Origin of the sequence: Bradyrhizobium sp. AZCC 1610 (genome assembly GCF_036924515.1) — a bacterium.
Lineage (GTDB): Bacteria > Pseudomonadota > Alphaproteobacteria > Rhizobiales > Xanthobacteraceae > Bradyrhizobium.
In genome coordinates this window covers 881,750-905,731 of the sequence record NZ_JAZHRR010000001.1, presented here as the reverse complement: position 1 = coordinate 905,731, position 23,982 = coordinate 881,750, and the positions used below count along the sequence as shown (strand labels likewise).

Below are 23,982 nucleotides of genomic sequence, written 5' to 3'. Positions count from 1 at the left end.
CAAAACGGTTCAAATCGGAAATGGTTCGAATCAGATGGTAACAAGTATTCGCAAACCCGCATCCCGACTCTTGCGGCTCGAATCCTTCCGTTTGGGGGCACTTTTCATGTTCGCGAGTCGGGATGGGATTCAGGAAACCCTATAAAAATCGATATTCCACGAATTTCGAGGCACGCATCAGCCACTTTCCTCACAAGATGACGGTGAATGACTACCGCGGCCCGCACCATGAGGAGGAAGTGTTCGTGCGCGCGGAAAAGGTTGATCGGGAGCGGTATTTCCTGTTGCACGATGACAACGGTAAACCGCTGTATCCCGCCCTGATACAGCGGTTGGACAAACTCAAGGCCAATCGCACTTCCGGGCCGCTCTTTGTCTGCGAGGAATCAACCCCTGGCGAGCCGAGGGCCTGGACGAGCGGGAAGTTGAACAGAGTAGTGTCGGATATCTGCAAGGAAGCCGGATTGCCTCACCTGACGCTCACCCAGTTCCGGAAGGGCGGTCTGACGGAATCGGGCACTGCTGGCCTGACGACCACGCAGATCATGAGCCAAAGCATACACCTCACGGAACAGACGGTTCAGATCTATCTTGAGAAGAACCAGGAGGTCGCGATGGAGGGACAGAAGCTCCGTCTCCGCTGGCGCCGCAAGAAGGCCAAGCGCGGCATCGACATCGTGACATAACCGCAAGGGATTCGTTTCCCTCCCGCCGCCTGCGAGCGGCGGGAGGAGCTCTGATTGTCAGAGCTCTAAGTGATATCGCTTGCCTCGATCACCCTATCTCGGCTTTCATGCGGCGTTGACCGCCGCGAACACCGAACTGCAGAAAACCGTCCACTTTTCGACGGATTGCCACGCACGCACGGTCAACGCGTCGAACCCGAGCGCAGGTGCGGCCACGACGAGCATTCTCCCGGCCAACCGATGACACCGATTAACTTGTCACGCGCGATGGTGACCCGAACACCGCCTCGGCCGATCACGTGTGGGATGCCGCTATCGTGCCTTCGACGCATGCGGGACAAGAAGATCGGCGACCTCGGTACCGAGCGCGGCTGCAATCTTGTCCAGCGATTCCAACGTCGGATTGGCTGTGGCGACTTCCATTGCGCTGACGAGCGCCTGACGCACCTTCGCCGCATCAGCGAGGTCATCCTGCGACCATGACCTCTCAAGGCGAAGCTGACGCAGGTTGCGGGCAAGCAGCCGCTTCGTGTGTTTCGGATGTCGGCGCCTCATCCGTCAGGATGATGCATTTGCAAGCGAACTGCGCCACACGCTTTAGCGTTTAAAACACGCTTAAGCGTGTAATGCCGACCCCATGATCGTCACGAGCGCATCCTCTTCTGAGGACGACGATCACCGCGAAACGGCGTTCATCATGCGGCTTCCGATCTCCGCTTCCGCGTTTTCGTTCCGACCGTCGGGAAGACGATGATCTTCGGCATCGGCATACCCACTCCGCGCCCCACAACAACTCAGCCGAAGGCGCATCACGCCTGATCATCTGCACGCCTGAGTTTTGAAAACCAAAAGCTCAACTCAAACTGCCGGCGTCCGGCAATGTCGTGGTGCGGCTGAGCACTATGGGATTGCCGGTTGCACGGTGCTCACCATAGCCTCACTGCAGGGGCAATAAGGCCTGACAACCGAGCCCACGAGAGAGGACCAGGGTGCCAACGTAGCGACGGCTGACTGTCGGCGATTTGTGTGGCATCGGCGGCGTCAAGCTCACAAGAGACTACAGAGCTCAACGCGGAGCATCCGGCGTCAGCAATTCGCATCGGCCCGCGCAGTAACTCAAGGCATGGCTTCAGCTGTCCGGGCCCCAAAGCGGCCAGTGCCGCCGACCCTGCCACCAGCCCGGCGTTAACCTCTACGGCGAACATTGCGGCGCCGGTCGGCGATCCCACACGACGGGGCCAACAAGGTCGCCGAAAAGAGGCACGAGGAGCTGGCGGATGTGTTGCCGCGGCCATCTATATGACAATTGTCGTTGCGGTGGCCATTAAACTCCGCGTTGCATCCAATTTTAGAGATCTCTCGAAGCGACTTTTCAAGCATTCGCGCTATCAATTGAAGCACGAGCACACCATCCATACCCCGCTCGCGCGCCTTAAGAGCGCTGCGGGTAGTCTCACTGAAACTTAGACCTTCGCCCCATCTCAGGAAATAATTCTCGCAGGCCAACTCGTCTGCGAACGGCGCAGCTTTGCCTGCGGACAGGACCAGCGATGACCGTCTCTTACTTGAGCTTCCGCGTGCCCTACGCTGCTAATCGGGACTGCATGATCGTCATCCAGCCGCAGAGCTCGGCATACCGCGCGGTCTGCGTCGACGCAGCGACCAGATGGACAATCGGCTGCCCGTCAGTTCCGCGTGAGCCAGATGGCGCGCGGCCGGCAATCTCGGCCACAGATGTCATTGGCATGATAGGCGGGTATCGCCTGGCGTCGGCCGCCGTCGATATCGAGGCCGACGAGCTGGCAAGGCGTATCCGTCGGATGTCCGGCGAGTTGCGGTTGCGCCGGCGCTTGTGGCGTCGGCGGCGCGGGTATCGGATCGGGAATTTTGCTCCGAGCGACGCCCCTTGAGACTCGCGCTGACTTACAGCGCCTGCACCTATTCTAGCACCCTTGGCAGGATCCGCAGAACGGAGGTCAACGACCTGAATCCCCATCCATTCCTCCAGACGGGGAGTTGCATTTTGTCTAGATTTGGACTATGTCTATATCTAACACAAGGTGCACCCATGTCGAGCAATCCCAAAAGACGCCCGTCTGAAGCGGCAAATGGGCCTCAGCGCCTCGACAATTCACGCTTTGCCCCGGCCAATCGAAGGCGGCTCAGCGCTCCCGCTTTGCGGACTTTCCTGGCCATTGCGGATCTATGGGGATTGACCGAAGAGCAGCGTCTCCTGATCCTCGGCTATCCCTCTCGATCCACGTACCACAACTGGTGCAAGCAAGCTCGCGAGCACGGCGCTTTCACCCTCGACGTTGATGTGCTCACACGCATCTCGGCGGTGCTCGGCATCCATCAGGCTCTCGGAGTTCTGTTTCCGACGGAGCAGCTTGGCGTCGAGTGGTTGCGAACCCCGCACAACGCTGTCGTGTTCGGCGGGCGGCCGCCCGTCGACTTGGTGACCAGCGGCTCCCAGGATGGATTGCTCTCGGTGCGCCGTTTCCTCGACGGCGCGCGAGGCGGTCTCTACATGCAGCCGAACACCATTGACGAGGCGTTCGCGCCTTACGACGACGCGGAAATTGTCTTCCGGTGACGGACGCTTTCGCACCCTCGCCACGGCCCGCCTATCGTCTGATCCCGTCGCAGTTCCCTCCCGTCGGTCTGTTTGATACCGTTGCAACCGCAGCTGATCTTGCGGCCGTAATGGAGCTGGTCGGCTGGACCAACGATCGGCTTGTCGCTGAGCGTATCGCCCGACTACCGCAGGCAGAATGGGTGTATGGCGTCCCCAACGCCAGCATCGTCATGGCGGCTTTTCTACACGTTGCGCCTGGTGGGATGCGATTCAATGGTCCCGAGCTCGGGGCCTGGTACGCAGCCGACGATATCCGGACAGCAGCTGCCGAGGTCGGTCATCACCTGCGGCGCGAGACGGTCGCCCGCAATGTAACCACGATGACCCGGACCTACAGGGCGTATGCCGCAACTCTGTTAGGCGACTATCTCGACATCCGAGGCCAGCAGACCAGGCGCCCCGACGTATACGCAAGCGACCGCTATGGCGCCTCGCAGAAGCTTGGCGAGGAGGTTCGCGCGTCAGGCGGCGCGGGACTGCTCTATGACAGCCTGCGGCGTCGGACCGGTGTCAACGTTGTCGCGCACCGCCCCCGCAATATCACGGACATCGTACAGACGGATCATTTCGAAATCACGATCCTGGCAACATCGCGTACGATCGACGTCCGCAAGCTGTCGCTTTGATCAAACTGCTGACCGCCGGCACCGTCGCGCCCGGCGAATGGCCGTTAGCATACGGTTTTCGCACCGCTTGCTGGCCTATCGGACGCTACTAAATTGAAGGTTCATCCCTTGGGAGGAAGAACCGTGAGGAGCTCTATGATGGCGGTCGCACACCACGACTTTATTCCAGCGGCGGGGCGCCGCTGGCTGCTGCCGCTTTATGACCCGATGATCGCTCTGCTGACACGCGAGCGGCGCTGGCGCGGCGAAATTCTCAAGTCGCTGGACCTCGAGCCCGGCGACATCGTTGTCGATGTCGGCTGCGGTACCGGCACGCTTGCGATCATGGCGAAGGAACAGGTGCCGCAGGCGCGCAGGTCGTCGGCGTCGATCCCGATCCTAACGCCCTGGGGCGCGCGCAGAAGAAGGCGGCTCGCAGGGAATCGGCGTCACCTTTTATCGCGGATTCGGCAACGAGACCGCGAAACTCATAGGCGCCGCGCGCGCGACAAAGCTGGTGTCCTCGCTTGCCTTCCACCATATGCCGCGCGAGATGCAGGCCGAGACGCTGGCTTCCATGCATGCGGCGCTGGCGCCCGGCGGAGCGTTGCGGATCGCGGATTTCGTCGGCGGACATTTCGGCGGACCCGGCGAAGGAATGTTGGTCGGTGACTTGACGGCGGCGGGCTTCGAGAATGCGCGCACGATTGGTCAGTTTCGCTTGGCCTTCGGCAAGGTCACCCTTGTCGGCGGGGAAAGGCCCCGCGCTTGATCAGGGCCGGCGCCGCAGACCGACCGATCACGAGGTGAGCGGGAACTGGGCGAGCCGGCAAGGCGTGCCATTCGACACATGGCGCGGCAGGTGATCTCGCACTTGGCCGATCTAGGTGGGCCGGCTGAGCTGCTCCGAACGTTCCCAAGGTGCAGATGGGCTCAGGTTCGCTGGAGTCGTGCTATACTTAGTCGCCTCGACGGAGTCGTCCATGGGCGTGACCTTTCCAAATGAAAGTCCGGCGTATCGCGCCGCTCGGAACAGGCTGCTGCAGCGCGAGGTAGCACTCAGGCGCGAAATGGAGGCAGTGGCCGCGGAGATTCGAGCACTCCCGCCGGGTGGAGCCGTTCCCGAGGATTACGAATTTGACCACATTGACTCAAAGGGGGCACCAGCGAAGGTGCGGCTATCCGAACTGTTCCGGCCCGCTACCGATACTTTGATCCTCTACCATTACATGTTCCCCCGGCACCGCGGCGACAAGCGGCGGGGACCGAGCAGTGGGCCAATGGCAGAGCTTCCGGTTGAGGAGGGGCCGTGCCCCTCTTGCACTGCTTTGCTCGACAACTGGGAGGGAGCGGTGCCGCACGTTGAGGGGCTGGGAGCAAACATCGCGGCCGTGGCCAAGGCACCGATCCAGCGGGTCGCGGCTTGTGCAGCGCATCGCGGCTGGCGCAATTTGAAGGTGCTTTCAGCCGCCAACAACAGCTTCAAGCGCGACTATCATGGCGAGGATAAGGAGGGACAGCAGGTGCCGATGCTCACCGTATTCCACAAGGGCGCCGATGGGGTGATTAGGCTGAGCTGGGCCTCCGAACTGTTGTTCTTGCCGACCGAACCGGGGCAGGATCCACGACATGTCGGCACGGTCGAGCCGATGTGGACCCTCTTGGACCTCACTCCTGGAGGGCGGCCCGACGCGTACGAGCAAATCGAATACGAATGCTGTCGGCCCGAAGCGCCAGCGAGTACTTAGCGAGCATACAGCAACTTCGAAATCGCGCGCTCGTGCTTCAGAACAGTGGCTTTGCCGACGCCTGTGCAGAGTTGCCAGGGTCTGAAAAGAGTCGACTCCAGCCGTAGCCCGAATGGGCGCTCTGGAGAGCGCCGCGAATGTCTGGAACTCCCCGATAGTGTTGAAAAACGTCTCTTTGGGGTGATGACCAAGACCAAGCCGCCGTCGCGGCTATCGTGGCGCTTGCGAAGACACAATGATTGTTGTCGAAGCGCAGAAAGAAATTGCTAGTTTCCGTCGCGACTATCGACGTGGGCACTTTGCTCTGGCCTCTTTGACGCCCGATCACGCGCTGTCTGCGTTGTGGTCATATCGTCGTAATTGTCCGCAAGACGCAACAGCCGTCCTTTGATCAATGGGTCTGCCTCCGTCGCAAGTTCCCGGAGGACGCGCGCTCTATTCCTGTAAAATCGGTCGTCCATGCTGGGTCGTCCCCTCGAAAAGAGAGGTAGATGCCCGCTTTCTCCGACCAATAACAGTAATGTAGATCACATATCCCGTTTTTCACGTAGCGAGGTCGCATTCACATTCTCGCAATGGAAGTTTGTTCTTGCTCGCCAGCGCAGACAGTCATGATAGAAGCCCGGCACTGCCCAATATGATTCGGAGTAAGAATGGCAAAAGCTAAGAAAGTAGTTCGCCGCGCGTGGACAAAAGACGATGTTCGGACAATGAAGACGATGGCAAAATCCAAGTCAGGCGTCGCCAAGATCTCAAAGGCGTTGAAGCGAACTCCCGGTGCCACCAGCGTCATGGCTGCAAAGCTTGGTGTGTCTCTTTCAACGCGCGTTTAACCCACAGTGCGACGGGGCCGGGGTACGGTCTGTCCCAATTTTCACAATTCTTTCGTACGCAAATAGATCGAGCCACGCGGCTGCACGATTCCTGACGCGACCGCGTGGCCGAATTTGTCGAGCGATTTACTGTTGGTCACGCTGCGCGCGGATTGACTACGGTGTAGCCCCGCAGTGAGCGCGCGTGAATTCTCGTTGCGCGCCCGCCCGAGTTAGCATCATACGCCATCCAGGCGTCACCTTCGCCGCCGCACTGCGCCAACAGACGATCACCTGCCCGTTGCGGGTGGGCGCAGACAGAGCCAATAGCGTTGCATCACCGCTCATTACGCGAACGGCCGCTTTGCGCCAACACCGGACGTCCCCACAACGACGCGATTGACCCAACTCCGACATCACCCCTCAGGCACCCCGGCCAAGCGCATACCCTCACGGACGCGCTTGCTCCCCGCAACGAAGGTCGGATCGTCACTTATTCTGCCTCGAGTACGGCGAATGTTGAAAGTTGGATCGAGCTCAAACCCCGCCTTTGCCGCAGCACGCGCTTCCTCCATCGAGCCGAGCAGCGCAAGCGCGGCCGCCAGCTGGAAATGTGCGATGGGATAATTCCGGTTGGCTTCGAGGCACCGGCGCAGCCATGCCACTGCTTCAACGTCGGCGCCAAGAATGAGTTTGGTCAAGCCAGCGTAGAACATCCACCGAAAGGCAATAGGATCGCGGGGAGAGAGCCGAAAAGCTTCCTCGATATGACCCTCGGCTTCCGTGCCTCGACCGATTAAGACCTTCGCCGAACCGATAATACCGTGAGCGTCGGCCAAATTTCGATCTAGAGCCAACGCCCGTTCGCATTCCCGGATGCCTTGGGCCGCGCGCTTCGTTGAGCATTGCACGGCACCCAAATACATGTGAGCCCGAGCGTGCTGCGGTGAAATGGATAGAGCTTTGATCAACGCTGCTTCGGCCGCTGCAAAGCGCGCCTCACGGTCGCTGAAGATAAAAAACGCAGCGCTTGCCGCATCTACAGCCGCTATACCGACCAACGCTTCTGTATTTTCCGGGTCGAGCACCAAAGCTCGCTCGTAAAACTCCCTTGCCTGCGCCATGTGTTCGGCGGTGAACCCCTTATTGAAGCAACAGTTGCCCTGGAAACTCAAGTCGATTGCATCCGGATGCAGTGAACGCGCCGCGCGTCGCGCCTCAGCCTCAATGAGCTGGGCATTCAATGTATTGGCGAGCCTGCAGACGATTTCGTCCTGCATATCGAATAGATCAGCAATAGGCTTGTCGAAGCGTTCGGCCCAGAGGTGGCTGGCAGTTTCGACGTCGATAAGTTGCACGTTAACTCGCAGCCTGTTACCGCCACGTTGTACCGAGCCTTCGAGGACATAGCGCACATTCAGTTCTCTACCGACCTTTTGAACGTCCACGTCTTTGCCTTTGAAGGTGAAGGCCGTGCTGCGCGCGATAACAAACGAGCCGCTGATCCGCGACAAGTCCGAGATCAGGCTCTCAGTTACGCCATCGATGAAGTAGTCCTGCTCGGGACCACCGCTAAGGTTCGTGAAAGGCAGCACCACGATGGAAAGACGAGGCGGTGAATGTGCGCTCGACTTCGCGTACTCAGCCGGTGGGCTGGATGATCCCTCCCGGACCACGGCGTAGACCCGGACCGGACGGTCGATGTTTTTGAGGTTATGCTCACCCAGATCGGCGAACTCAACCCCGACCTTGCCTCGGACGTGATCGTAGGCGGCAGACGAGATGCAGACACCGCCAGGTTCTGCAATGCTTTCAAGCCGTGCCGCAATATTCACACCATCGCCAAAGATGTCATGGGGCTCGACGATTACGTCCCCGATGTTGACGCCTACGCGGAAAGCAATACGCCTGCTTTCCGCATCGCCATTTGTAAGTTCGCGAATGCGAGTTTGGAACTGCAGAGCAGCTCGAACCGCTTCGACCGCGCTCGGAAACTCTGCCAAGAGCCCGTCGCCGGTGTTCTTTACGATGCGGCCGCCGTGTTCCGTGATTGCGGGCTCGACATCGTCCGCGAGGAGCGTCCTCAGTTTGGCGTGGGTAGCCTCTTCGTCGTGGTGCATAAGCCGCGAATAGCCAGCCACATCGGCGGCCAATATCGCCGACAACCTCCGCTCGATCCGGAATGGCCGCTCTTGCACCATGGCATGCAATCCAACCAGCGCATAAAGTACGACGGATCAGACGGCAGTGCCAAGTGAAGGAATGTCCACCTTACGTCTGTTCTTGGCACTTTTGCGACATGCCGACCGGCTCTGGCGATGTCCGCTAGTCGGGGAAGACCGGAAGTGAACGGAGCACAGTCAGAGCGACGCGAATGACCCCGGAGCGGTCACTTGGTCTGCCGTGCCTGCTTCGGGACGATCGCTCTAAGATCCATTGCCGTGGCCCGCAAGGGACACATACTGACTGCTGTCGCGTTTGCCTGCATTTCAGCTTGGGATTGGCCGGCAAGTAGAGCGGTAACGCCGTCATTTAACCGGGCGGCTCGAGGCGAGACTGCGCGCGAAGGCCCGAACGACGTGGCAGAACTCGGCGGTGTCCGTGAAAAGAGGCAAGTGACCCTTGGCTTCGAATATGTGCAGCGTTGCGTCGGGAAGCAACGATGCAGTCAACTCCGCGGCCGCGAATGAGACGAGCCGATCCTCTCCGCCATGCGTGACAAGCGTCTTCGTGTGCACGAGTGGGAGAATGCCTGTCACGTCGCCGTCCGTCGCGTCCAGGAAGAAACTCAGGAGCGTCTCCTTCGGAAGCCTGAGCCTGGATCGAACGACGGAATCCAGCATTTCATGCATTTCGGGCTCCGAGAAGACCTCGCCGACGTGGAGCCGCAGCATAGGCTCCACCTCCCCGGTGCGTCGCATCTCTTCCTGAAGCGCGATCCAATGTTCTGAGAAATGTTCCTGGCCTTGGCCGGCCGAAGGCGCGCCGATCGTAACGATACCACTCAGGAACTCCGCCCCTTGATGCGCCACTCGAAACAGGACGTTGGCTCCCATCGAGATTCCGACACCGATCAGCTTCGACGCCCCAAGTTCGCGTATCACGGCGAGCGCGTCGCTCGCATGCTCGGCGATCGTGTAGGGCCTCTGCAGCGCGTTTGAGCGACCGGACCCGCGCGGATCGATGGTGACAACCCTGAACTCATCGCAGAGGCGCTCGAGCACAGGCTGGAACATGGCCAATCCGAGCGCCTGAGTGCTGACGAAGAGGAGCGTGAAGTCACCCGCGCCATGCTCGTAATAGGCAATGCGCGCCAAGCCACGCTTCGCGATTCGGCAGTGGTGGCGCTTTTTCTCGATGCCTTCGCGTACTGCGGGATCGGCGACCTCCTCGATTGCCTGGCGATAATACTCGTTTGCCGCAGCAATATTCTCTGCAAGACTCGCGAGGTCGCCAAGCATGATCAATGCGTCGGTGCGGAAGCGGCGAAGCTCCGGCAACGGTTCGACCTCAGACCGGGTCGCGTCGAGACAGGCGGTGAGGTGAGAAGCAGCTTCACGGGTGGCGAACGTAGCCTTCGCCAGCCGGGCGGCCTCGAGCCAAAGACCTGCCGCCCGAATCGTCTCCCCCGCCTCGGCATAGTGTCGCGCAAGCCATTCTGGCCGTGGTCCAGAAAGCTCGGACAGGTGCGTCTCGGCCGATTCGGCGATGCGGACGTGCAGCGACCGACGCCGGCTTTTCAGGATGGAGGCGTAGGCCGCCTCCTGAATGAGAGCATGGCGGAACCGGTATATCGCCGCCGTGCCCACACCCTCGCGGACAATGAGGCCGCTCGCGACAGCGTGGTCCAGGGCCTCACCGACAGCACCGACGTCGCTTCGCGATACCGCGACAACCAGGTCGTGGGAGAACTCCCGCCCGATCGCGGCGCAGACTTGCAAAACCTCCTTTGTTGAACCGAGGCGGTCCAGCCGGGCCGACAACAGGTCGCTCAGAGTGCTAGGAATCTCCGCGTGAGCTACCTGCGAGCCTTCGCAGAGGCTAGGCTCGGCATCGCTGCGCTGCGCGCTCTCAAGAACTACCCGCGACAGCTCCTCGATAAAGAGTGGCACTCCATCCGCACGGGCGACGATACGCTCGACGGCCGCCGGCTTCAGGCGTCCGGCGCCTGCCGTCTCTTCGACAAGCGCTGCGGCCTCACGGCGGTTCAACCGATCAAGCCTCAGCGAAAGCACGTGCGGGAGATCACCCCACGCCGGCGAGAACTCGGGCCGATGACTGACGATCATCAGAATGGAGAGGCCAGCTACCGTTTCAGCCAACCGTCCAAGCAGCTCAAGGGAGCTCGGGTCCGCCCAATGCGCATCCTCAAACACAAGAAGGAGCGGCCCGCGCTGCGCCAAGGTCTCCACCTGCGCCGCGAGCATCGCAAGCATCTTCGCCTTGAGCTGCTGCGGCGTAAGGTCCGCGGAGAGCGAGGGCACGCCGAGAAGGCTCGCAAGAACGGGCGCAGCAGCCTCGGCTCTTGTCCCTAGCCGGTGCTCGAGTAGCGCGCAAAGCTTTGCGTGCCGAGCTGTGAGGCCATCTTCGAGGCGGAAGCCGGCGGCCCGTGCGAGCTCGCTCGCGAAGGGATGGAGCGCAGTCTGGGCGTGGAGTGGTGAGCCTTGATATTCGAGGCGCGAGCGGGGCGCGCGGCCGAGCCGCTGCCTCAGGGCCTCGATCAGTCGCGATTTGCCGATCCCGGGCTCGCCGACAAGCAGGACCACCTGCCCCCGGCCGTTCGCGGCCGCGGCCCATGCGTCGCACAGGATTTTCAGCTCGTGTTCGCGTCCGACCAGTTGCGTAAGGCCAGGTCCACGCAGCGCACCAAAACGGCTCTCGGGCGCCCGGCTGCCGGCGACGGCATAGGCGCAGATCGGGTGGTCGTAGCCCTTGAGCAGCAGGCTGTCACGCTCGGAAAAATCGAAAAGCCCGCCCAGCAGGCGCCGCGTGCTCTCCGCAACCAGAACCTGTCCGGCCTCGGCACAGGCCTGCAGCCGCGCGGCAAGGTTTGGGGTATCGCCGGTGACCGCGCGCTCTTGGGCCGACCCGACGCCGGCCAAGTCGCCGACTACGACCAGCCCGGTCGCAATCCCGACCCGTGCCGCAAGGCGCTGGCCATGGGGTCTCGAAATGTCCCCAACGGAGCGGGCGGCGGCGAGGCCAGCGCGCACCGCTCGCTCGGCATCGTCCTCATGCGCGCGCGGCCAACCGAAATAACAGAGCACTCCATCGCCCATGTATTTGGCAATGTGACCTCCGAACCGTGTGACGTCCGCAGAGACCGCTCCTTGATAGAGATGGATCAGGTCGCGCATCTCCTCCGGATCGAGCCTGGACGCGAGCGCAGTGGAGCCGACGAGATCAATGAACATAACGGTCAGCTGCCGACGCTCGGCTCCTGCCCGCGCCTCCAGTGCGTGTTCAATGAAATGCGCAGGCTCGTCGACACCTTCGACGGAGGTTCGGAAGGATCTGCTCCGCAGCTCCGCAGTTGCCGCCAGAAGCTTTCGGCGGTGCCCCACCGATCGGACCCCAATGTCCTTAAGGTCTTCGGCCGTTAGCCGCAGGAGCACATCGGCCTCGACGTTGTTCTCACGAAAGGCCGTAACGTACTGCTCCAGCCCTAACCCGCGCAGCCAAGCCTCAATATCCATGTCCCACCTCCCGGTGGGCCCGTTCAAACCAGCACAATACCACGGCCGATGCGGGAGGTCGCGCATGACGTCGGCTCTTGGCACCTTTGAGACATGCCGACGGACACTGAAAATGTCTGCTTATCGGGATAGATCGGAAGTGGTCGGCGCACGGTCGAAATGACGCGTTTGACCCGAAGCCGACCTCGGGGCCCGGCGCACGCCGAAAAATCGGCCGTATGCGATATGCCATTGCCGTGATATCATCTTCGTTAGCGGGGGCTTGAAGTCCACGCAAAATACGTCAGCCCGACGTTCGGCCCCTGGAAGCGCCACTTTAGGTAAGGTGATTTCGAGGAGGTTCCGATGCAGACGAACCGTCGCGACTTGTTATTGGCTGGGGCCTGCGCCGCTTCCACTGCCATATTGTGGAGCCCAGTGACTCGGCTTAGCGCCGAAGGGCCCAATCCGCGTCCAGAAACCACTACAATCCGCCTCGCGAAGAACCCGGTCATCTGCATTGCCCCGCAGTACGTGGTTAGCGACCTGCTGAATGCCGAGGGGTTTACAAATGTCGTTTACGTCCAATCCGATGCCGGCGTGGAGCAAACCAAAGCAGTCGGGAAGGGAGACATCGACTTCACCCTGCATTTCTCCGGTCCGCTTCTTCTTCAGGTCGATCGTGGCTTGAGCATTACGATTCTGGCCGGGATTCATGTCGGCTGCTTCGAGCTATTCGCCAAGGAAGGGATACGCAGCGTCGCCGATCTGAAGGGGCGAACGGTCGGGATTCAGGGGCTCGAGACAAGCCCGCACGTTTTCCTCAGCGCGATGGCGACGCTGGTTGGACTCGATCCCGCCAAGGACATCGAATGGGTGACGAGCGGGCCGGTCAAACCGATCGAGTTGTTTGCTGAGGGTAAGATCGACGCCTTCCTCGGATTTCCTCCAGAACCGCAGCGTTTGCGTGCGCAGAACATCGGTCGTGTCATCGTCAACAGCGCGCAGGATCGCCCATGGTCGCAGTACTTTTGCTGCATGTTGGCGAGCAATCGCGAATTCGTCCGAAAGAATCCCATCGCCACCAAGCGGGTGGTTCGCGCCATGCTCCGGGCGACGGATTTGTGCGTGAGCGAGCCGACCCTTGTAGCGCAGCGTATGGTCGATAGGGGCTTCACGGCTCGCAAGGACTACGCGGTCCAGACGCTTGCGGACGTGCCGTACAACCGCTGGCGTGACTACGATCCCGAAGACACAATCCGTTTTTACGCGCTTCGTCTGCGCGAAGCGGGGATGCTGAAATCAAGCCCTGCGAAAATCGTCGCGGATGGAGCCGACTGGCGGTTCCTCAACGAGGTCCGACGTGAACTTGGAGGCTGATTCAACTCCTTCGTTTCTTCGCCCGCTCGCTGCAATATCGCGAGCACGTCGAGACGGCAAATCGGTGAAGGACGGCCGCGTCGGCTTCGAGTCACGCCCGTCGCTGCGCACCAAATTGCTGATGGCCTTCCTCATCATCGAGGTGCTCCTGGTCTCGGTTGGGGTGATCGGATTTCTTTCGTTGCGCGAAGCCGACCAGCAGACAAACCGAGTAGTTGCACTCCAGCACAAGATCGAGGCATACCGGCAGGTGCAGCACGATACGCTTCGACAGCTCCACGGCGTATCCTCAGCTCTCGCCTTTCCGAGCGAAACGACACTGGCAAGTGCGCTACGGCAGATCAACCAGTTCGGGTACGGCCTTGACCGCGTCTCGTTTGTCGAAAAGGACGAGCTTGCGCTGCTCAACCAGGTGCGCGAAGAATATGCGCGCTTCATTGCCGTAGGTTCGCACGTCATCGATCTCATCCGCAACGGGCGAGCGGCTGAGGCCAAACAGAGCGAACTCGCACTTGGGCCCCTCGCGGACAAGCTCGAACGATTGACCAATCAATTGGTCAACCGGGCTGAAGCGGACATGATCGCCGGCATAGATGCGAGCCGGCACACCTATGCCAAATCTCAAGTGCTTGTCGCCGCCGTCGCGCTCGCAAGTTTCGTGCTTACGCTGGTCTTGGGACATGCGATCTCCCGATCTGTGATCGAACCGGTCCGCATTATCCACGACGGTTTGAATCGAATAGCGGCTGGCGACTTCACCCGTCGCATCGAGGTTCCCAATCGGGACGAACTCGGGGAGCTTGCGGCGCACGTCAATTCGACCTGCGAAGAACTCCAGCAGCTTTACCGAAGCCTTGAGGAGGCGAGCCGTCACAAGTCGCAGTTCCTCGCAAACATGAGTCATGAGTTACGGACGCCACTGAACGCGATACTCGGCTTTTCAGAACTCCTGCTGGACGGCATTTACGGCGATCCTCCAGAACAAATGCGATTACCCGTCGAACGCATCCAGCGGAACGGCAGACATCTGCTCGGGCTCATCAACGACGTCCTCGATCTCTCCAAGATTGAAGCCGGACAGCTTCGGCTCTCTTTGGCCGACTATTCCGTAGAGGAATTGGTTAGCGGCGTTTATACCTCCGTTGAATCCCTCGCCGCCGAAAAGAAATTGGGGTTGAGAGTTGCTGTTCCCACTGGTCTACCGCCGGCGCGGGGAGATGAACGCAGGCTCGCTCAGGCCCTTTTCAACCTTGTTGGTAACGCGATAAAATTCACCGATGCGGGAGAGATCCGGATCGAAGTGGAGGCGAAAGGGGATTTCTACAAATTTTCAGTCCAAGACACGGGACCGGGTATCGACGAAGCCGATCAAACAAAAATTTTCGAAGAATTCCAACAGGTCGATAATTCGATCACCAAGACGAAGGGCGGCTCCGGATTGGGCCTCGCCATCGTAAAGCGCATTGTGGAGATGCATGGTGGACGAATCTGGATAGAATCCCGCCTCGGCCATGGCGCGACCTTTTCCTTTTTGGTCCCAGCCCGGCTAGAGCAACAGGCGACCCAGACATGAGCAAGCGCGTACTGGTGGTGGAAGATCAGGAGGACAATCGGCAGATTCTGCGCGATCTGCTCGCAAGCGTCGGTTACGAAATGATCGAGGCGCACGACGGCGAAGAGGCACTCATAGCAGCGCGAACCCAAAGCCCGGACCTAATCCTGATGGATATCCAACTGCCTATTCTTGACGGATACGAGGCGACACGGCGCATAAAAGCACAATCAGATCTCCGTCATATTCCAATCGTCGTCGTCACCTCCTACGCGCTGAGCGGCGACGAAGAAAAGGCGCGCGCAGCAGGCTGCGATGCCTATGTCGCGAAGCCCTACAGCGCACGAAAACTCCTTGAGACGATCAATCGATACCTGACATAGGTTCCGGCGCGTGCCGACGTGGAGCGGAAATGCATGACCCACCCCGCATCTTGATCGTAGATGATAACGAAACGAATCGCTGCCTTCTTACCGCGCGGCTGGGCGCCGAGGGTTATGAGACGACGGAGGCTGAAAACGGCGAGAGAGCGCTCGCAGTCGCGCATGAAGTTGCGCCGGACGTTGTCCTCCTTGACGTCATGATGCCGAAAATCGATGGCTTTGAGGTCTGCCGGCGCATGAAAGGCGACCCTACGCTCGGATTTGTTCCAATCGTCATGGTTACGGCGCGAACTGATTCAAAAGACGTCGTTACCGGACTCAACTCAGGCGCGGATGAATATTTGACCAAACCGATCGATCATGCAGCACTCGTTGCCCGAGTGCGCTCTATGCTCCGAATCAAGGAATTGCATGATCGAGTTGAAGCGCAGGCCGTCGAACTCGCGTCGTGGAATAGAATGCTCGAGCAACGCGTTGCCGAGCAGCTTGAGCAAATTGAGCGCGTCAGCCGCTTAAAGCGTTTTCTTTCGCCACAGATAGCGGAATTGATCCTTTCTTCGTCGACATATGAGCCCCTGGCGAGCCACCGCAGGCAGGTGACCATAGTCTTCGGTGATCTGCGGGGATTTACCGCTTTCGCGGAGATCGCCGAGCCTGAGGAGGTGATGGCTGTGATGCGGGAGTATCATGCAACCTTAGGCTCCCTTATTCATGAGTTTGAAGGCACGTTGGAGAGGTTTTTGGGTGACGGAATCATGGTGATCTTCGGCGATCCGATTCCTTGTCCCGATCCGTGCGAGCGAGCTGTTCAGATGGCGGTCGCGATGCGAGGTCGTCTGTCCGAATTGTCCAGCAAGTGGCGGCGCGAAAGGCACGAGCTCGGTTTTGGAGTCGGCATAGCATATGGATACGCCACGCTCGGCGCTATTGGTTTCGAGGGCCGCTCTGAGTACACCGCGATCGGGACCGTGGTCAATCTCGCGGCCCGTCTTTGCGCGGAGGCGCGCGACGGTCAGATCTTGATCGATAGCAAAGTGCGCGCGGCGCTCGACAGGAGGGCAACGGCGGAGCCCGTAGGTGAACTGACGCTCAAGGGTTTGCGTCGTCCCATAGCGGCGTACAACGTGATCGAGATGACGTGAGGGAGATGTCGATCATCAGTTCGCTCCAAGCGACTAGTCTAGCCTAGAGACTCGGCGGTTGTCCAACCGACCAGAGTCGAGCCCGTGATCGACTTGAAACGGGGCCAGCAACCTGGACCTTGATCTTCCCCAAGGCTTAATGGTTCGCGCAGACAAGGTGATCGAATTAGATCAGCTATGTCTGCTTGTGGCCCGTAGGTGAAGTGGCGGCACGTTGCATTGAGGTCCGCTCATGGACGTGTAGCGGACTAGGTTTGCTCACGGTGAGTTCTTCGCAATTTGACCCACAAGAGACATTGGCAAGCTGAAATGCTACACCGCTCCCTCAAGTCGAAGGAGGTTTAGCTTGGCCCTGACAATCCGACCGCCGACGATTGATGAGTTATCCGTCCTTTCCGATCTGTGTTTCGGGTCTAAGGCCGTCTAGGGCTACGACGTGGAGTTCATGGAAGCGTGTCGCGGCGAGTTGTCGTTTGAGCCGCGCGACTTGGAGTTGACGCCCATCGCTGTTGCCGAACATGACGGCAAGCCAATCGGTGTTGCACAGCTAAGAGTCGTCGATGATGAGGCTGATTTGCTGAAACTATTCGTCGAGCCCAGCGGGCTTCGGAGCGGCACGAGTAAGGCGCTGCTCGCTTGGGCTACCGACGTCGCGAAAAACTGGGTGCCACGCGACTAACAATCGAGGCGGATCCCGATGCGGCTCCCTTTTACCGCAGGATGGGAGCTTACGATGTCGGCCAAGCGCCGTCTGGCTCGGTGCCGGGAAGGATGTTGCCGAAACTAGCGATGAACCTTTGCCCTGCGGACTGACCGTCAGGTCCGAAACTGGCACTCAGCTGACCTCCCCCGTTCCAGCGAATGTCCGCTTCGCGCCAGAAGCGGCCATTCCCCTAAAGGCAGTTTTTGACCCAATGTATGGTCCGGCCGTGCGTTGCAAGTGGATTTTGCCGAGCTGGCGGTAAGCGGTCTTGCATCAATGTATCCGGCCTTTGATTGGAGCGTTGTGCTCCGGGCCATCATGGATATCAGCGCGCGTGCAATCTCGTTAGCGGACAGGCCTCTGTGGGCCATTCGGGTCACCAGTGTTCGCATGCGCCGGGAAGACCGTACCTCCATCTCGTCTCATCCTCTCGCAGACCTCGGCAGGTAAAGCATATCGATCTGGCTACGTCATCGCGGACTCCTCATTTTTCGGCCTCTATTGCCGTTGGCGTGGAATAGGAATCACGCGGATTGGCTCGCTGCCTGATCCATCTTCCGCGCCTCGAATGCCCGACCACGGGCCAGGACGCTCCAGGCGATGCGGGCGAGCTTGTTGGCGAGTGCGATCGCCAGCACGTTGTGATGCAGCCGCTTCCTGGCCGCCTCGATCCAGGGCTTGAGCCCATGGCGCTCCCAGATCTTCGTGGAGAAGCTGATCGCGGCCCACAACGCCGGCCACCTGCAGTTCTTCGGCGATCATGCCGCTCTCGCCGACCCGCAGGCATTCGCGGCATATCTGGCACCGCTGCGCCGAGCCGAATGGGTGGTCTATGCCAAGCGCCCGTTCGGCGGGCCACAGGCCGTGCTGGCCTATCTGTCGCGCTATACCCATCGCGTCGCCATCGCCAACAGCCGGCTGATCGCCTGCGATCGCACCAGTGTCACCTTCCGGTGGAAAGACTATCGTGCCGATAGTCGCGATCGCCAGAAGCTCATGACACTCTCAACCGGCGAGTTTATCCGCCGCTTCCTCATCCACGTCCTGCCGCACGGCTTCCACCGCATCCGCCACTACGGCCTGTTGGCCAGCGGCACGCGCGCCGACAACATCGCCCGAGCGCGTGAGTTGCTCGCCGTTTCAAACTCCCAGGGCGAGCCCACCGCTGCCGCCGCCGATGCCGGCAAGCCGATTTGTCCATGCTGCGGCGGTCGCATGATCATCATCGAGGTCTTCGAGTGCGGTGCAACGCCACGGCATCGGCCGACAGCTCCAACGAACCGCATCAGGATCGACACCTCATGACCGCGTCATACCCCCGCAAATCTGATCGTCGCACTAGCTGCCTCTCGACCGGCCACGGCAGAGCGCGCTCAGACATCCAGCCGTCGTCTCAAACCGTCCGACAATTCACCGCGATCGACGTGACCCGCCGCTCATCCGGCAGTCGTTTCACCGTCCACCGGCTTGCTGGAGCGCCTCGACCCCAATCACACACCTCATCCGCGGCACTCAAATCCCCATAGCGCACGCCGCACCACCCACGTATCCCTTCCCGCGGTTTCCTCCCTTGGAGGTTTGCGGACGCCGGCCCCGTGCCCGCAGCACCACCGTCATGGGGCCGGCATCCGAAAACCTTCACAGACTCGGAAGTTCCCGATTTTTGCGACGCTATTGCCCTCCACTTGCGAAAGTCGCCGAGGAGCCGGCATTACCTCTCTTCAGCTCAGGGGCAGATACAACGGCAAAACCAGACCCTGAGCGGACATTCGCACATCCCCCGACGGGGCTATGTCTCCGCGACGGTCGGCCGTTAGCATGCCAGCGGGACAAGACCACGTCAAACCAACTTGATTTGTCTTGCAAACGCGCCGTTCCCGGGCGATTTGGCGTCGTCTCAACGAACGATACCCGACGAATACCGACGGCTTTGCGCGGAGGATGATCGATGGGGTCCAACAGTGCAGCTTCGATACTAGACCGCATTCTTGATACGGCGGCGGACAATCTCAGGATCGAAAAGATTCTGGTTCAGATGGGTCTCGATCCGAACAACATCACCTACGACGCACTATTTAACCGGCTGCTGGAAATTGTGCTGGCCAACATCACGCTTGCCAATATGTTTGCCGTGGTTGGGGCCATCTTTCTTGTCGCTACCTTGCTGATGCAGACAATCGTGCCACTGCGCGTCGCGAACATGGTCGGCTGCATGTTCTTCGTCGCCTATGGCGCGCTCTCGGGAAATTTCGGGGCTTTCATCCTCTATCTGCTCTTGCTGCCGGTCAATGCAATCCGCCTCCGTCAAATGCTCAATCTGATCAAAAGGGCACGTATTGCGACGGAGGGAGATACCTCATTGGAACCGCTCAAACCGTTCATGACTGAGCGCAGATTTCGCCGGGGAGACAAATTGTTCAAGAAGAATGATGCAGCTTCCGAAATGTTTCTAACGGTCACAGGAACGTTTTTGGTCAAGGAAATCGGCGTCGAGCTTCCGCCGGGACGTCTCATGGGCGAACTCGGTTTCCTTACTCCCAATCAGCGGAGAACCGCTACCGTCGAATGCATCGAAGACGGGCAAGTGATGACTATTACTTATGAAAAGCTGCTCGAGATTTATTTTCAGAATCCACAATTCGGCTATTACGTTCTTGTGCTAACCAGCCAGCGCTTGCTCGAGAACATATCGCGGCTGGAAGGAATTATCGCACAAGAAAAGACCGCGCGGCAGACTCTAGCCACGGATGACATAGCTTAACCCTTGGCTCTAGATGTCTCGCGCTTTTGGTAACAGGACATCCCGACGCAGCGCAGGTCTTGCGATGCAACGACGTCCGGTTTGGGTCAAACTGAGAAATACTCGAAACGAGCAGATATTTTCCGCTCTCCCGCCGATAACAGACATCCTCGGCGACCGTTTGGCTAGGCTGAGTTCAGGCGGAAGGAAGTGTTTTCATTCCAGATCCAACATGACGAGCACCCTGCCCGCGCCTGAGCAGGCTGACAAGGTTTTACGATCTCCTTGGCGGTTGGAAACTGGATAGTTTTCTAGTCATTCGTTATCGACCACGAGATCCTGCGTATGAACGGCCGCTTTGCGCCAAGAGCGGTCGTTCGACAAACTTCAATCTCAGAACAAGCAGTAGCAAGCCTTCCCTGCCGAACATGGCTTCTGCGAGGTCCCTTTCAACATTGGACATTGGTCGAATAACTCTTCGTGTCCTGTCATCGGACCGCGAGCTAGGATGAGAGCGCGTAATATGATCGTTCCCCTTTGTTCCGGGAAGTGTCCGGACGACAAGGAGGGCACATATGTCCGAGCCTATGTTTCTGACGTCCCATGAAGTTATCGAACGTTATCGCGGCCAGATCAGCGAGGGCACCCTGCGCAACTGGCGTTCGATGAGAGTTGGACCTTCGTTTCTAAAAAATCGGCAAGGCCGTTCTCTACCCGCTTGAGGAACTCGATCGGTGGACCGCCGAAACCTCATCGTCTGCCGGCCATTCAGACCGCTCCTGATCGATGAGGTCAGTGTTGAGCGGGCGCCATCATCGACCACACAAACGAACGCAACGGTCCTAACTTGCAGCCTCAACGGATGCGACAGGTAGAAGCTATCCGCGGTGTTCGCAGCGCCTGAGCAAATCAAACTTTTGCTCTTGCCTATCATGATTTGGTCGGGGTCACCCGCTCGGATACGCCCTTGCCCGCCGCATCGACGACGCGGCCGACTTTTGTCGAGAAATCTCCGACCGCCGATTTCGCTCCCTCTACGGTGAGGCCCTGTTTGCGGGCTTCCTCAGTGACGGCGCCCATCACGCTTTCTGAAAGCGTCGTCGCGCGAGCGGTTTGTTCAGTGGCGAACTCGGCGGCCTTCGCTTTAACGGTCTCGCTGGTATCGCCGAGGTAAGCGACTTCAACTTCACTCGAAGGCAGGGCGGCTGCAATGCCCGCGCCGATCGCGAGCCCGATCGCGCCCAGCGCCAATGGCTGGGTCCTGATTAGCTCAGTCAAGTTGGAGCGGGCCGTGTCGAACATCTCTGCCCCGGCACCAGGAATAGATCTGGCATAATCGGAAGCAGCGTCGGAATAATCCCGTCCGAAGCGAGTTGCACTATCGAGAGCGTCCGCGCCATCGTCTCGCAGAGCGTCCTTTGCTGACGTGACGTGCTGCTCGCCGATCGAACCGGCGCCGGACCTAAAGGTCGAACGGGCGGCTTCAAACGCATTGCCGGCCGCATCTGGAATGCGGTCAAAGCCGGTGCGTCGGACAAAATCCGCGGCCCGTTCAACAGGTCGGCTGCCGGTGAAGAGCCAGAATACACCCAGTCCGATCAGCGCAGCGGATAAGGGATTCTTGCGCGCGGCACTGCCCAGATCCCGAAAGAAGTCCGATCCTTTTTCCGAAATATCACTCATCGTACCATCTCCTTCGCCGCGGCCTTGTCGCGTTGCACCTGATCAAGAGTGACCGAAGGCTTGAGAGCATCACCGGAAAGCCGGCTCAATCCGATTCCTATCAACGCTCCCGAAACCAGCGCCGCGCCCCCTCCTGTCAACAGATAGGCGACGGGCTCAGAAAACCCGCCCCGTATCAATGCCGCCGAAAGCGCGAATAACAGCAGCACCAGCGCCGGTATCAGGATTACCGCACCCGCGCCGATCATGGCGGCAGCCCGGCCGACCTGGTTTACCTTTTCCGAGAGCTCCACCCGAGCAAGTTCGAACTCGTTGCCAACGAGTTTGGCAAGCTGTCCGACGGCGTCGCTGAAAAGCTCCGGTATCGACCGGCTACTTTGTGAACTCATCGCGATACCCCTTGCTATCTGCATTCGATTGCCTCGCACTGTTCCGCGCAACGGTGTTTCCGTCGCTAAAGTCAGATCCACCGCCTTCGGAAGACTCCGCTGAACTCCTTAAAAACCGGACGACGCCAAAGCCGGCCAGCACAGCCATTCCTAGGAACGCCGCCGGCTGCCGACGCGCAAACGACTGTGCGCCTCGCAGCAGGTCGTTAAAGTTGCCCGTCCTGATCGAGTCGGAAACCCCTTCGACTTGCGATGCCGCCTTCCGGATGTAGGTCCCCGCAATCGGTAAGTCGCCGTCGAATTCGCGGGCGGCGCGGCGCATCGTGTCCGCCAGGCTTCCGACGTATTCCGCGCCGGCGTTCTTCTGGCCGTCGACCGTCTGCTTGAGCTTGCCGGTTGCCTGCGATGCGACGTCTTTCGCGGCATCGACGAAGTCCGATGTGTGGCCCTTGATCGCTTCCGAGGAAGACCCGGCCATATCGATCGCCTTGTCCTTCAAGTCGCGCCCGGCGGAAAGTGCTTGGTCGGTCACGGTCTTTGCCGCGGTGGCGGCTTTTTCGAAGCCATGAGATGCCGTGCCCGATCCCGTTTGATCCGTGCTCCTGAATGTTTGGTCAGCCATGGTCGGTCCCTCCGTGAGCGCTCGGTTGATGTTCGTCTTGTGTCGGTTCGAAAGCGGTCGCTACCGCAGTTTCCGCAACGCGCCGCACCCGCTGTCCGATGTCCTGTGCGGCCTCGCCTATGCCGTCGGGCGTAAGGCCTTCCTCTTGAGCCCGCCGGGTCGCTTCGTCGACGACTTCACCGACGGCTTTCTTAGCGGTGTCGAAACCTTGCGATGTGGCGGTTTGGGCGCGTCGCTTCACCGCGGTGCTGGCGTCGCCAACCAGGTCATCCTCGATCTCGGAGCGGGGCAGCGCGCTCGCGATCAGACCGCCGACCAGCAGGCCGACGCCCGCCACCAGCAGTGGATTTTGTTCGATCGTCTCGAAGATCGCCTTTCCCGCGCGTTCGGTGAGATCGGATGCCTTGTCGCGGACCGCCCTTGCAGCATCCAGCCCTGCATCTGTGGTGGTGCCGATCGCCCTTTGACCGGCGGATGTTGCGCCGGACGCAATGTCCTGGACCGTCGCGGCGGCCGAACTGACTGTGCGGATGCCTTCGTCCCTGAGCTCGATCGCATGATTGGAAACTGAGGCTTCGAACGACGCCACGTTCTCTTGAAACTTCTGTGAATTCGAGGCGAGCGTAGTCCCCGCCGCATCGGCCGCCCGGCTCGCCCGATCGTTTCCGCCGGCGACGGCAGAGCTTACGCGATCAAGTTGTTCGGACGCGTACGTCTTCGCCGCGGATGCTGACTCTTCAACTTGATTTCCGAAATCATGGGCCCGACGGCCGACCTCATCCGAAAGGTCGGACACTACTTCGGATACCTTCTGCTTTGCGGTCTGCCCGGTCTTGGAGCCGGCGAAGAACAGGCCCGCGCCCACCATCAGCACCGGCAAGGGTATAGTTCGCGCCAGCCGCAGCAGTGGATATGCGACGCTTGCTCCGACCGCCACGGCCTGCATCGGATTCCTGCGGGCGGCGGCAGTAACGTCGTTTAGCAGCCGCTCACCCCTACTTTTGATGTAGTCGGACACCTCGGCCTTGATGGCGTCGGGACTGATGCGCTGGCGGATGTCGCTCGCGGTCTCCGCCACGCTAGTACGGAGCTGCTCGACGATATCGGTCAGGCCGGCCCGCGTTTGCTCTGTTTCGCGTTTGATCTGCTGCAACGAGCGGGTGTCGGTCTGTGGCATGACGCAATCCTCTCACGAACTGTTTGAATTGAAGCCTGAACTCCAAT

At 59.9% G+C, this 23,982-nt stretch carries 19 protein-coding genes and 3 pseudogenes; 14 read left to right on the top strand and 8 right to left on the bottom strand.

The genetic code is table 11. The features are described from left to right. Window positions 1-122: 122 nt before the first annotated feature. Window positions 123-686 carry a hypothetical protein gene (locus tag V1279_RS04535; RefSeq protein ID WP_334432894.1) on the top strand — a complete coding sequence of 188 codons (564 nt, stop codon included), beginning with the start codon at window positions 123-125 and terminating at the stop codon, window positions 684-686. Between the two features lie 312 nt (window positions 687-998). Here V1279_RS04535 and V1279_RS04530 read toward each other — a convergent pair whose 3' ends face one another. Continuing rightward, complete coding sequence (locus tag V1279_RS04530) at window positions 999-1,241, bottom strand: helix-turn-helix transcriptional regulator (protein ID WP_334432891.1); 243 nt, start codon at window positions 1,239-1,241, stop codon at window positions 999-1,001. A 1,513-nt stretch (window positions 1,242-2,754) separates the two neighbouring features. On the opposite strand from V1279_RS04530, the gene V1279_RS04525 reads away from it, so the two are divergent. The 5 genes from V1279_RS04525 (at window position 2,755) to V1279_RS04505 (ending at window position 6,510) form a co-directional block, all read left to right on the top strand. Beyond that, on the top strand, window positions 2,755-3,282 hold the full coding sequence (locus tag V1279_RS04525; protein ID WP_334432888.1) for an MbcA/ParS/Xre antitoxin family protein: 528 nt from the start codon (window positions 2,755-2,757) through the stop codon (window positions 3,280-3,282). Further along, on the top strand, window positions 3,279-3,950 hold the full coding sequence (locus V1279_RS04520) for an RES family NAD+ phosphorylase (protein WP_334432885.1): 672 nt from the start codon (window positions 3,279-3,281) through the stop codon (window positions 3,948-3,950). Before V1279_RS04525 ends, V1279_RS04520 begins: the two co-directional genes overlap by 4 nt. Before the next feature lie 496 nt (window positions 3,951-4,446). Further along, window positions 4,447-4,701: a class I SAM-dependent methyltransferase gene (locus V1279_RS04515; protein WP_334432882.1), complete on the top strand. Its 255-nt coding sequence runs from the start codon at window positions 4,447-4,449 to the stop codon at window positions 4,699-4,701. Between the two features lie 211 nt (window positions 4,702-4,912). Further along, window positions 4,913-5,677, top strand: coding sequence for a DUF899 family protein (locus tag V1279_RS04510; RefSeq protein ID WP_334432879.1), 765 nt, complete (start codon window positions 4,913-4,915; stop codon window positions 5,675-5,677). A gap of 653 nt (window positions 5,678-6,330) precedes the next feature. Next, window positions 6,331-6,510, top strand: a complete 180-nt coding sequence (locus V1279_RS04505; protein WP_275190303.1) for a hypothetical protein — start codon at window positions 6,331-6,333, stop codon at window positions 6,508-6,510. A 395-nt stretch (window positions 6,511-6,905) separates the two neighbouring features. On the opposite strand, the gene V1279_RS04500 is transcribed toward V1279_RS04505, so the two are convergent. Both V1279_RS04500 and V1279_RS04495 read right to left on the bottom strand, forming a co-directional pair. Next, entirely contained in the window at window positions 6,906-8,690 is a 1,785-nt protein-coding gene (locus V1279_RS04500; protein ID WP_334432876.1) for an adenylate/guanylate cyclase domain-containing protein, read from the bottom strand. Between the two features lie 327 nt (window positions 8,691-9,017). Continuing rightward, a complete protein-coding gene (locus V1279_RS04495; protein ID WP_334432874.1) occupies window positions 9,018-12,185 on the bottom strand; it encodes an alpha/beta fold hydrolase in 3,168 nt (1,055 codons plus the stop codon). A gap of 345 nt (window positions 12,186-12,530) precedes the next feature. Here V1279_RS04495 and V1279_RS04490 point away from each other — a divergent pair, with 345 nt between their 5' ends. The 5 genes from V1279_RS04490 (at window position 12,531) to V1279_RS04470 (ending at window position 17,300) form a co-directional block, all read left to right on the top strand. Continuing rightward, window positions 12,531-13,544, top strand: a complete 1,014-nt coding sequence (locus V1279_RS04490; protein ID WP_334432871.1) for an ABC transporter substrate-binding protein — start codon at window positions 12,531-12,533, stop codon at window positions 13,542-13,544. Beyond that, on the top strand, window positions 13,528-15,117 hold the full coding sequence (locus tag V1279_RS04485) for a sensor histidine kinase (RefSeq protein ID WP_334432868.1): 1,590 nt from the start codon (window positions 13,528-13,530) through the stop codon (window positions 15,115-15,117). The genes V1279_RS04490 and V1279_RS04485 overlap by 17 nt, the downstream gene beginning before the upstream one ends. Further along, window positions 15,114-15,479 (top strand): response regulator, encoded by a 366-nt coding sequence (locus tag V1279_RS04480; RefSeq protein ID WP_334432865.1) that lies wholly within the window; start codon window positions 15,114-15,116, stop codon window positions 15,477-15,479. The genes V1279_RS04485 and V1279_RS04480 overlap by 4 nt, the downstream gene beginning before the upstream one ends. A gap of 29 nt (window positions 15,480-15,508) precedes the next feature. Continuing rightward, the gene (locus tag V1279_RS04475) at window positions 15,509-16,621 is read left to right on the top strand and encodes a response regulator (RefSeq protein WP_334432862.1); all 1,113 of its coding nucleotides are present in this window, start codon (window positions 15,509-15,511) and stop codon (window positions 16,619-16,621) included. Window positions 16,622-17,066: 445 nt separating this feature from the next. After that, window positions 17,067-17,300, top strand: a complete 234-nt coding sequence (locus tag V1279_RS04470; protein WP_334446206.1) for a GNAT family N-acetyltransferase — start codon at window positions 17,067-17,069, stop codon at window positions 17,298-17,300. Window positions 17,301-17,848: 548 nt separating this feature from the next. Here the strand turns inward: V1279_RS04470 and V1279_RS04465 are convergent. After that, window positions 17,849-18,058 (bottom strand): annotated as a pseudogene (locus tag V1279_RS04465) (IS110 family transposase); the annotation flags it as partial. On the opposite strand from V1279_RS04465, the pseudogene V1279_RS04460 reads away from it, so the two are divergent. The 3 genes and pseudogenes from V1279_RS04460 to V1279_RS37750 form a co-directional block, all read left to right on the top strand. After that, a pseudogene (locus V1279_RS04460) lies at window positions 17,994-18,629 on the top strand (IS91 family transposase); the annotation flags it as partial. The pseudogenes V1279_RS04465 and V1279_RS04460 overlap by 65 nt on opposite strands. Window positions 18,630-19,272: 643 nt before the next feature. After that, window positions 19,273-20,085 (top strand): Crp/Fnr family transcriptional regulator, encoded by an 813-nt coding sequence (locus V1279_RS04455; protein ID WP_334432860.1) that lies wholly within the window; start codon window positions 19,273-19,275, stop codon window positions 20,083-20,085. Between the two features lie 554 nt (window positions 20,086-20,639). Next, window positions 20,640-20,828, top strand: a pseudogene (locus tag V1279_RS37750) (helix-turn-helix domain-containing protein); the annotation flags it as partial. Between the two features lie 166 nt (window positions 20,829-20,994). On the opposite strand, the gene V1279_RS04445 reads toward V1279_RS37750, so the two are convergent. Genes V1279_RS04445 through V1279_RS04430 form a run of 4 tightly spaced genes read right to left on the bottom strand, consistent with a single transcriptional unit; the run spans window position 20,995 to window position 23,935 of the window. Further along, window positions 20,995-21,747, bottom strand: a complete 753-nt coding sequence (locus V1279_RS04445; protein WP_334432856.1) for a hypothetical protein — start codon at window positions 21,745-21,747, stop codon at window positions 20,995-20,997. Then, entirely contained in the window at window positions 21,744-22,160 is a 417-nt protein-coding gene (locus tag V1279_RS04440; protein WP_334432853.1) for a phage holin family protein, read from the bottom strand. The genes V1279_RS04445 and V1279_RS04440 overlap by 4 nt, the downstream gene beginning before the upstream one ends. Then, the gene (locus tag V1279_RS04435) at window positions 22,120-22,758 is read right to left on the bottom strand and encodes a YtxH domain-containing protein (protein WP_334432850.1); all 639 of its coding nucleotides are present in this window, start codon (window positions 22,756-22,758) and stop codon (window positions 22,120-22,122) included. Before V1279_RS04435 ends, V1279_RS04440 begins: the two co-directional genes overlap by 41 nt. Beyond that, window positions 22,751-23,935, bottom strand: a complete 1,185-nt coding sequence (locus tag V1279_RS04430; RefSeq protein ID WP_334432847.1) for a hypothetical protein — start codon at window positions 23,933-23,935, stop codon at window positions 22,751-22,753. Before V1279_RS04430 ends, V1279_RS04435 begins: the two co-directional genes overlap by 8 nt. Window positions 23,936-23,982 lie beyond the last annotated feature (47 nt).

What these genes read in the sequence shown, in the direction of transcription:
- V1279_RS04475 (WP_334432862.1), top strand. Translation starts at nt 15,509, where the DNA reads ATGCATGACCCACCCCGCATCTTGATCGTAGATGATAACGAAACGAAT.
- V1279_RS04455 (WP_334432860.1), top strand. Translation starts at nt 19,273, where the DNA reads ATGGGGTCCAACAGTGCAGCTTCGATACTAGACCGCATTCTTGATACG.
- V1279_RS04430 (WP_334432847.1), bottom strand. Translation starts at nt 23,935, where the DNA reads ATGCCACAGACCGACACCCGCTCGTTGCAGCAGATCAAACGCGAAACA.
- V1279_RS04535 (WP_334432894.1), top strand. Translation starts at nt 123, where the DNA reads ATGGGATTCAGGAAACCCTATAAAAATCGATATTCCACGAATTTCGAG.
- V1279_RS04495 (WP_334432874.1), bottom strand. Translation starts at nt 12,185, where the DNA reads ATGGATATTGAGGCTTGGCTGCGCGGGTTAGGGCTGGAGCAGTACGTT.
- V1279_RS04505 (WP_275190303.1), top strand. Translation starts at nt 6,331, where the DNA reads ATGGCAAAAGCTAAGAAAGTAGTTCGCCGCGCGTGGACAAAAGACGAT.
- V1279_RS04435 (WP_334432850.1), bottom strand. Translation starts at nt 22,758, where the DNA reads ATGGCTGACCAAACATTCAGGAGCACGGATCAAACGGGATCGGGCACG.
- V1279_RS04445 (WP_334432856.1), bottom strand. Translation starts at nt 21,747, where the DNA reads ATGAGTGATATTTCGGAAAAAGGATCGGACTTCTTTCGGGATCTGGGC.
- V1279_RS04510 (WP_334432879.1), top strand. Translation starts at nt 4,913, where the DNA reads ATGGGCGTGACCTTTCCAAATGAAAGTCCGGCGTATCGCGCCGCTCGG.
- V1279_RS04440 (WP_334432853.1), bottom strand. Translation starts at nt 22,160, where the DNA reads ATGCAGATAGCAAGGGGTATCGCGATGAGTTCACAAAGTAGCCGGTCG.
- V1279_RS04500 (WP_334432876.1), bottom strand. Translation starts at nt 8,690, where the DNA reads ATGGTGCAAGAGCGGCCATTCCGGATCGAGCGGAGGTTGTCGGCGATA.
- V1279_RS04530 (WP_334432891.1), bottom strand. Translation starts at nt 1,241, where the DNA reads ATGAGGCGCCGACATCCGAAACACACGAAGCGGCTGCTTGCCCGCAAC.
- V1279_RS04525 (WP_334432888.1), top strand. Translation starts at nt 2,755, where the DNA reads ATGTCGAGCAATCCCAAAAGACGCCCGTCTGAAGCGGCAAATGGGCCT.
- V1279_RS04480 (WP_334432865.1), top strand. Translation starts at nt 15,114, where the DNA reads ATGAGCAAGCGCGTACTGGTGGTGGAAGATCAGGAGGACAATCGGCAG.
- V1279_RS04490 (WP_334432871.1), top strand. Translation starts at nt 12,531, where the DNA reads ATGCAGACGAACCGTCGCGACTTGTTATTGGCTGGGGCCTGCGCCGCT.
- V1279_RS04470 (WP_334446206.1), top strand. Translation starts at nt 17,067, where the DNA reads ATGGAAGCGTGTCGCGGCGAGTTGTCGTTTGAGCCGCGCGACTTGGAG.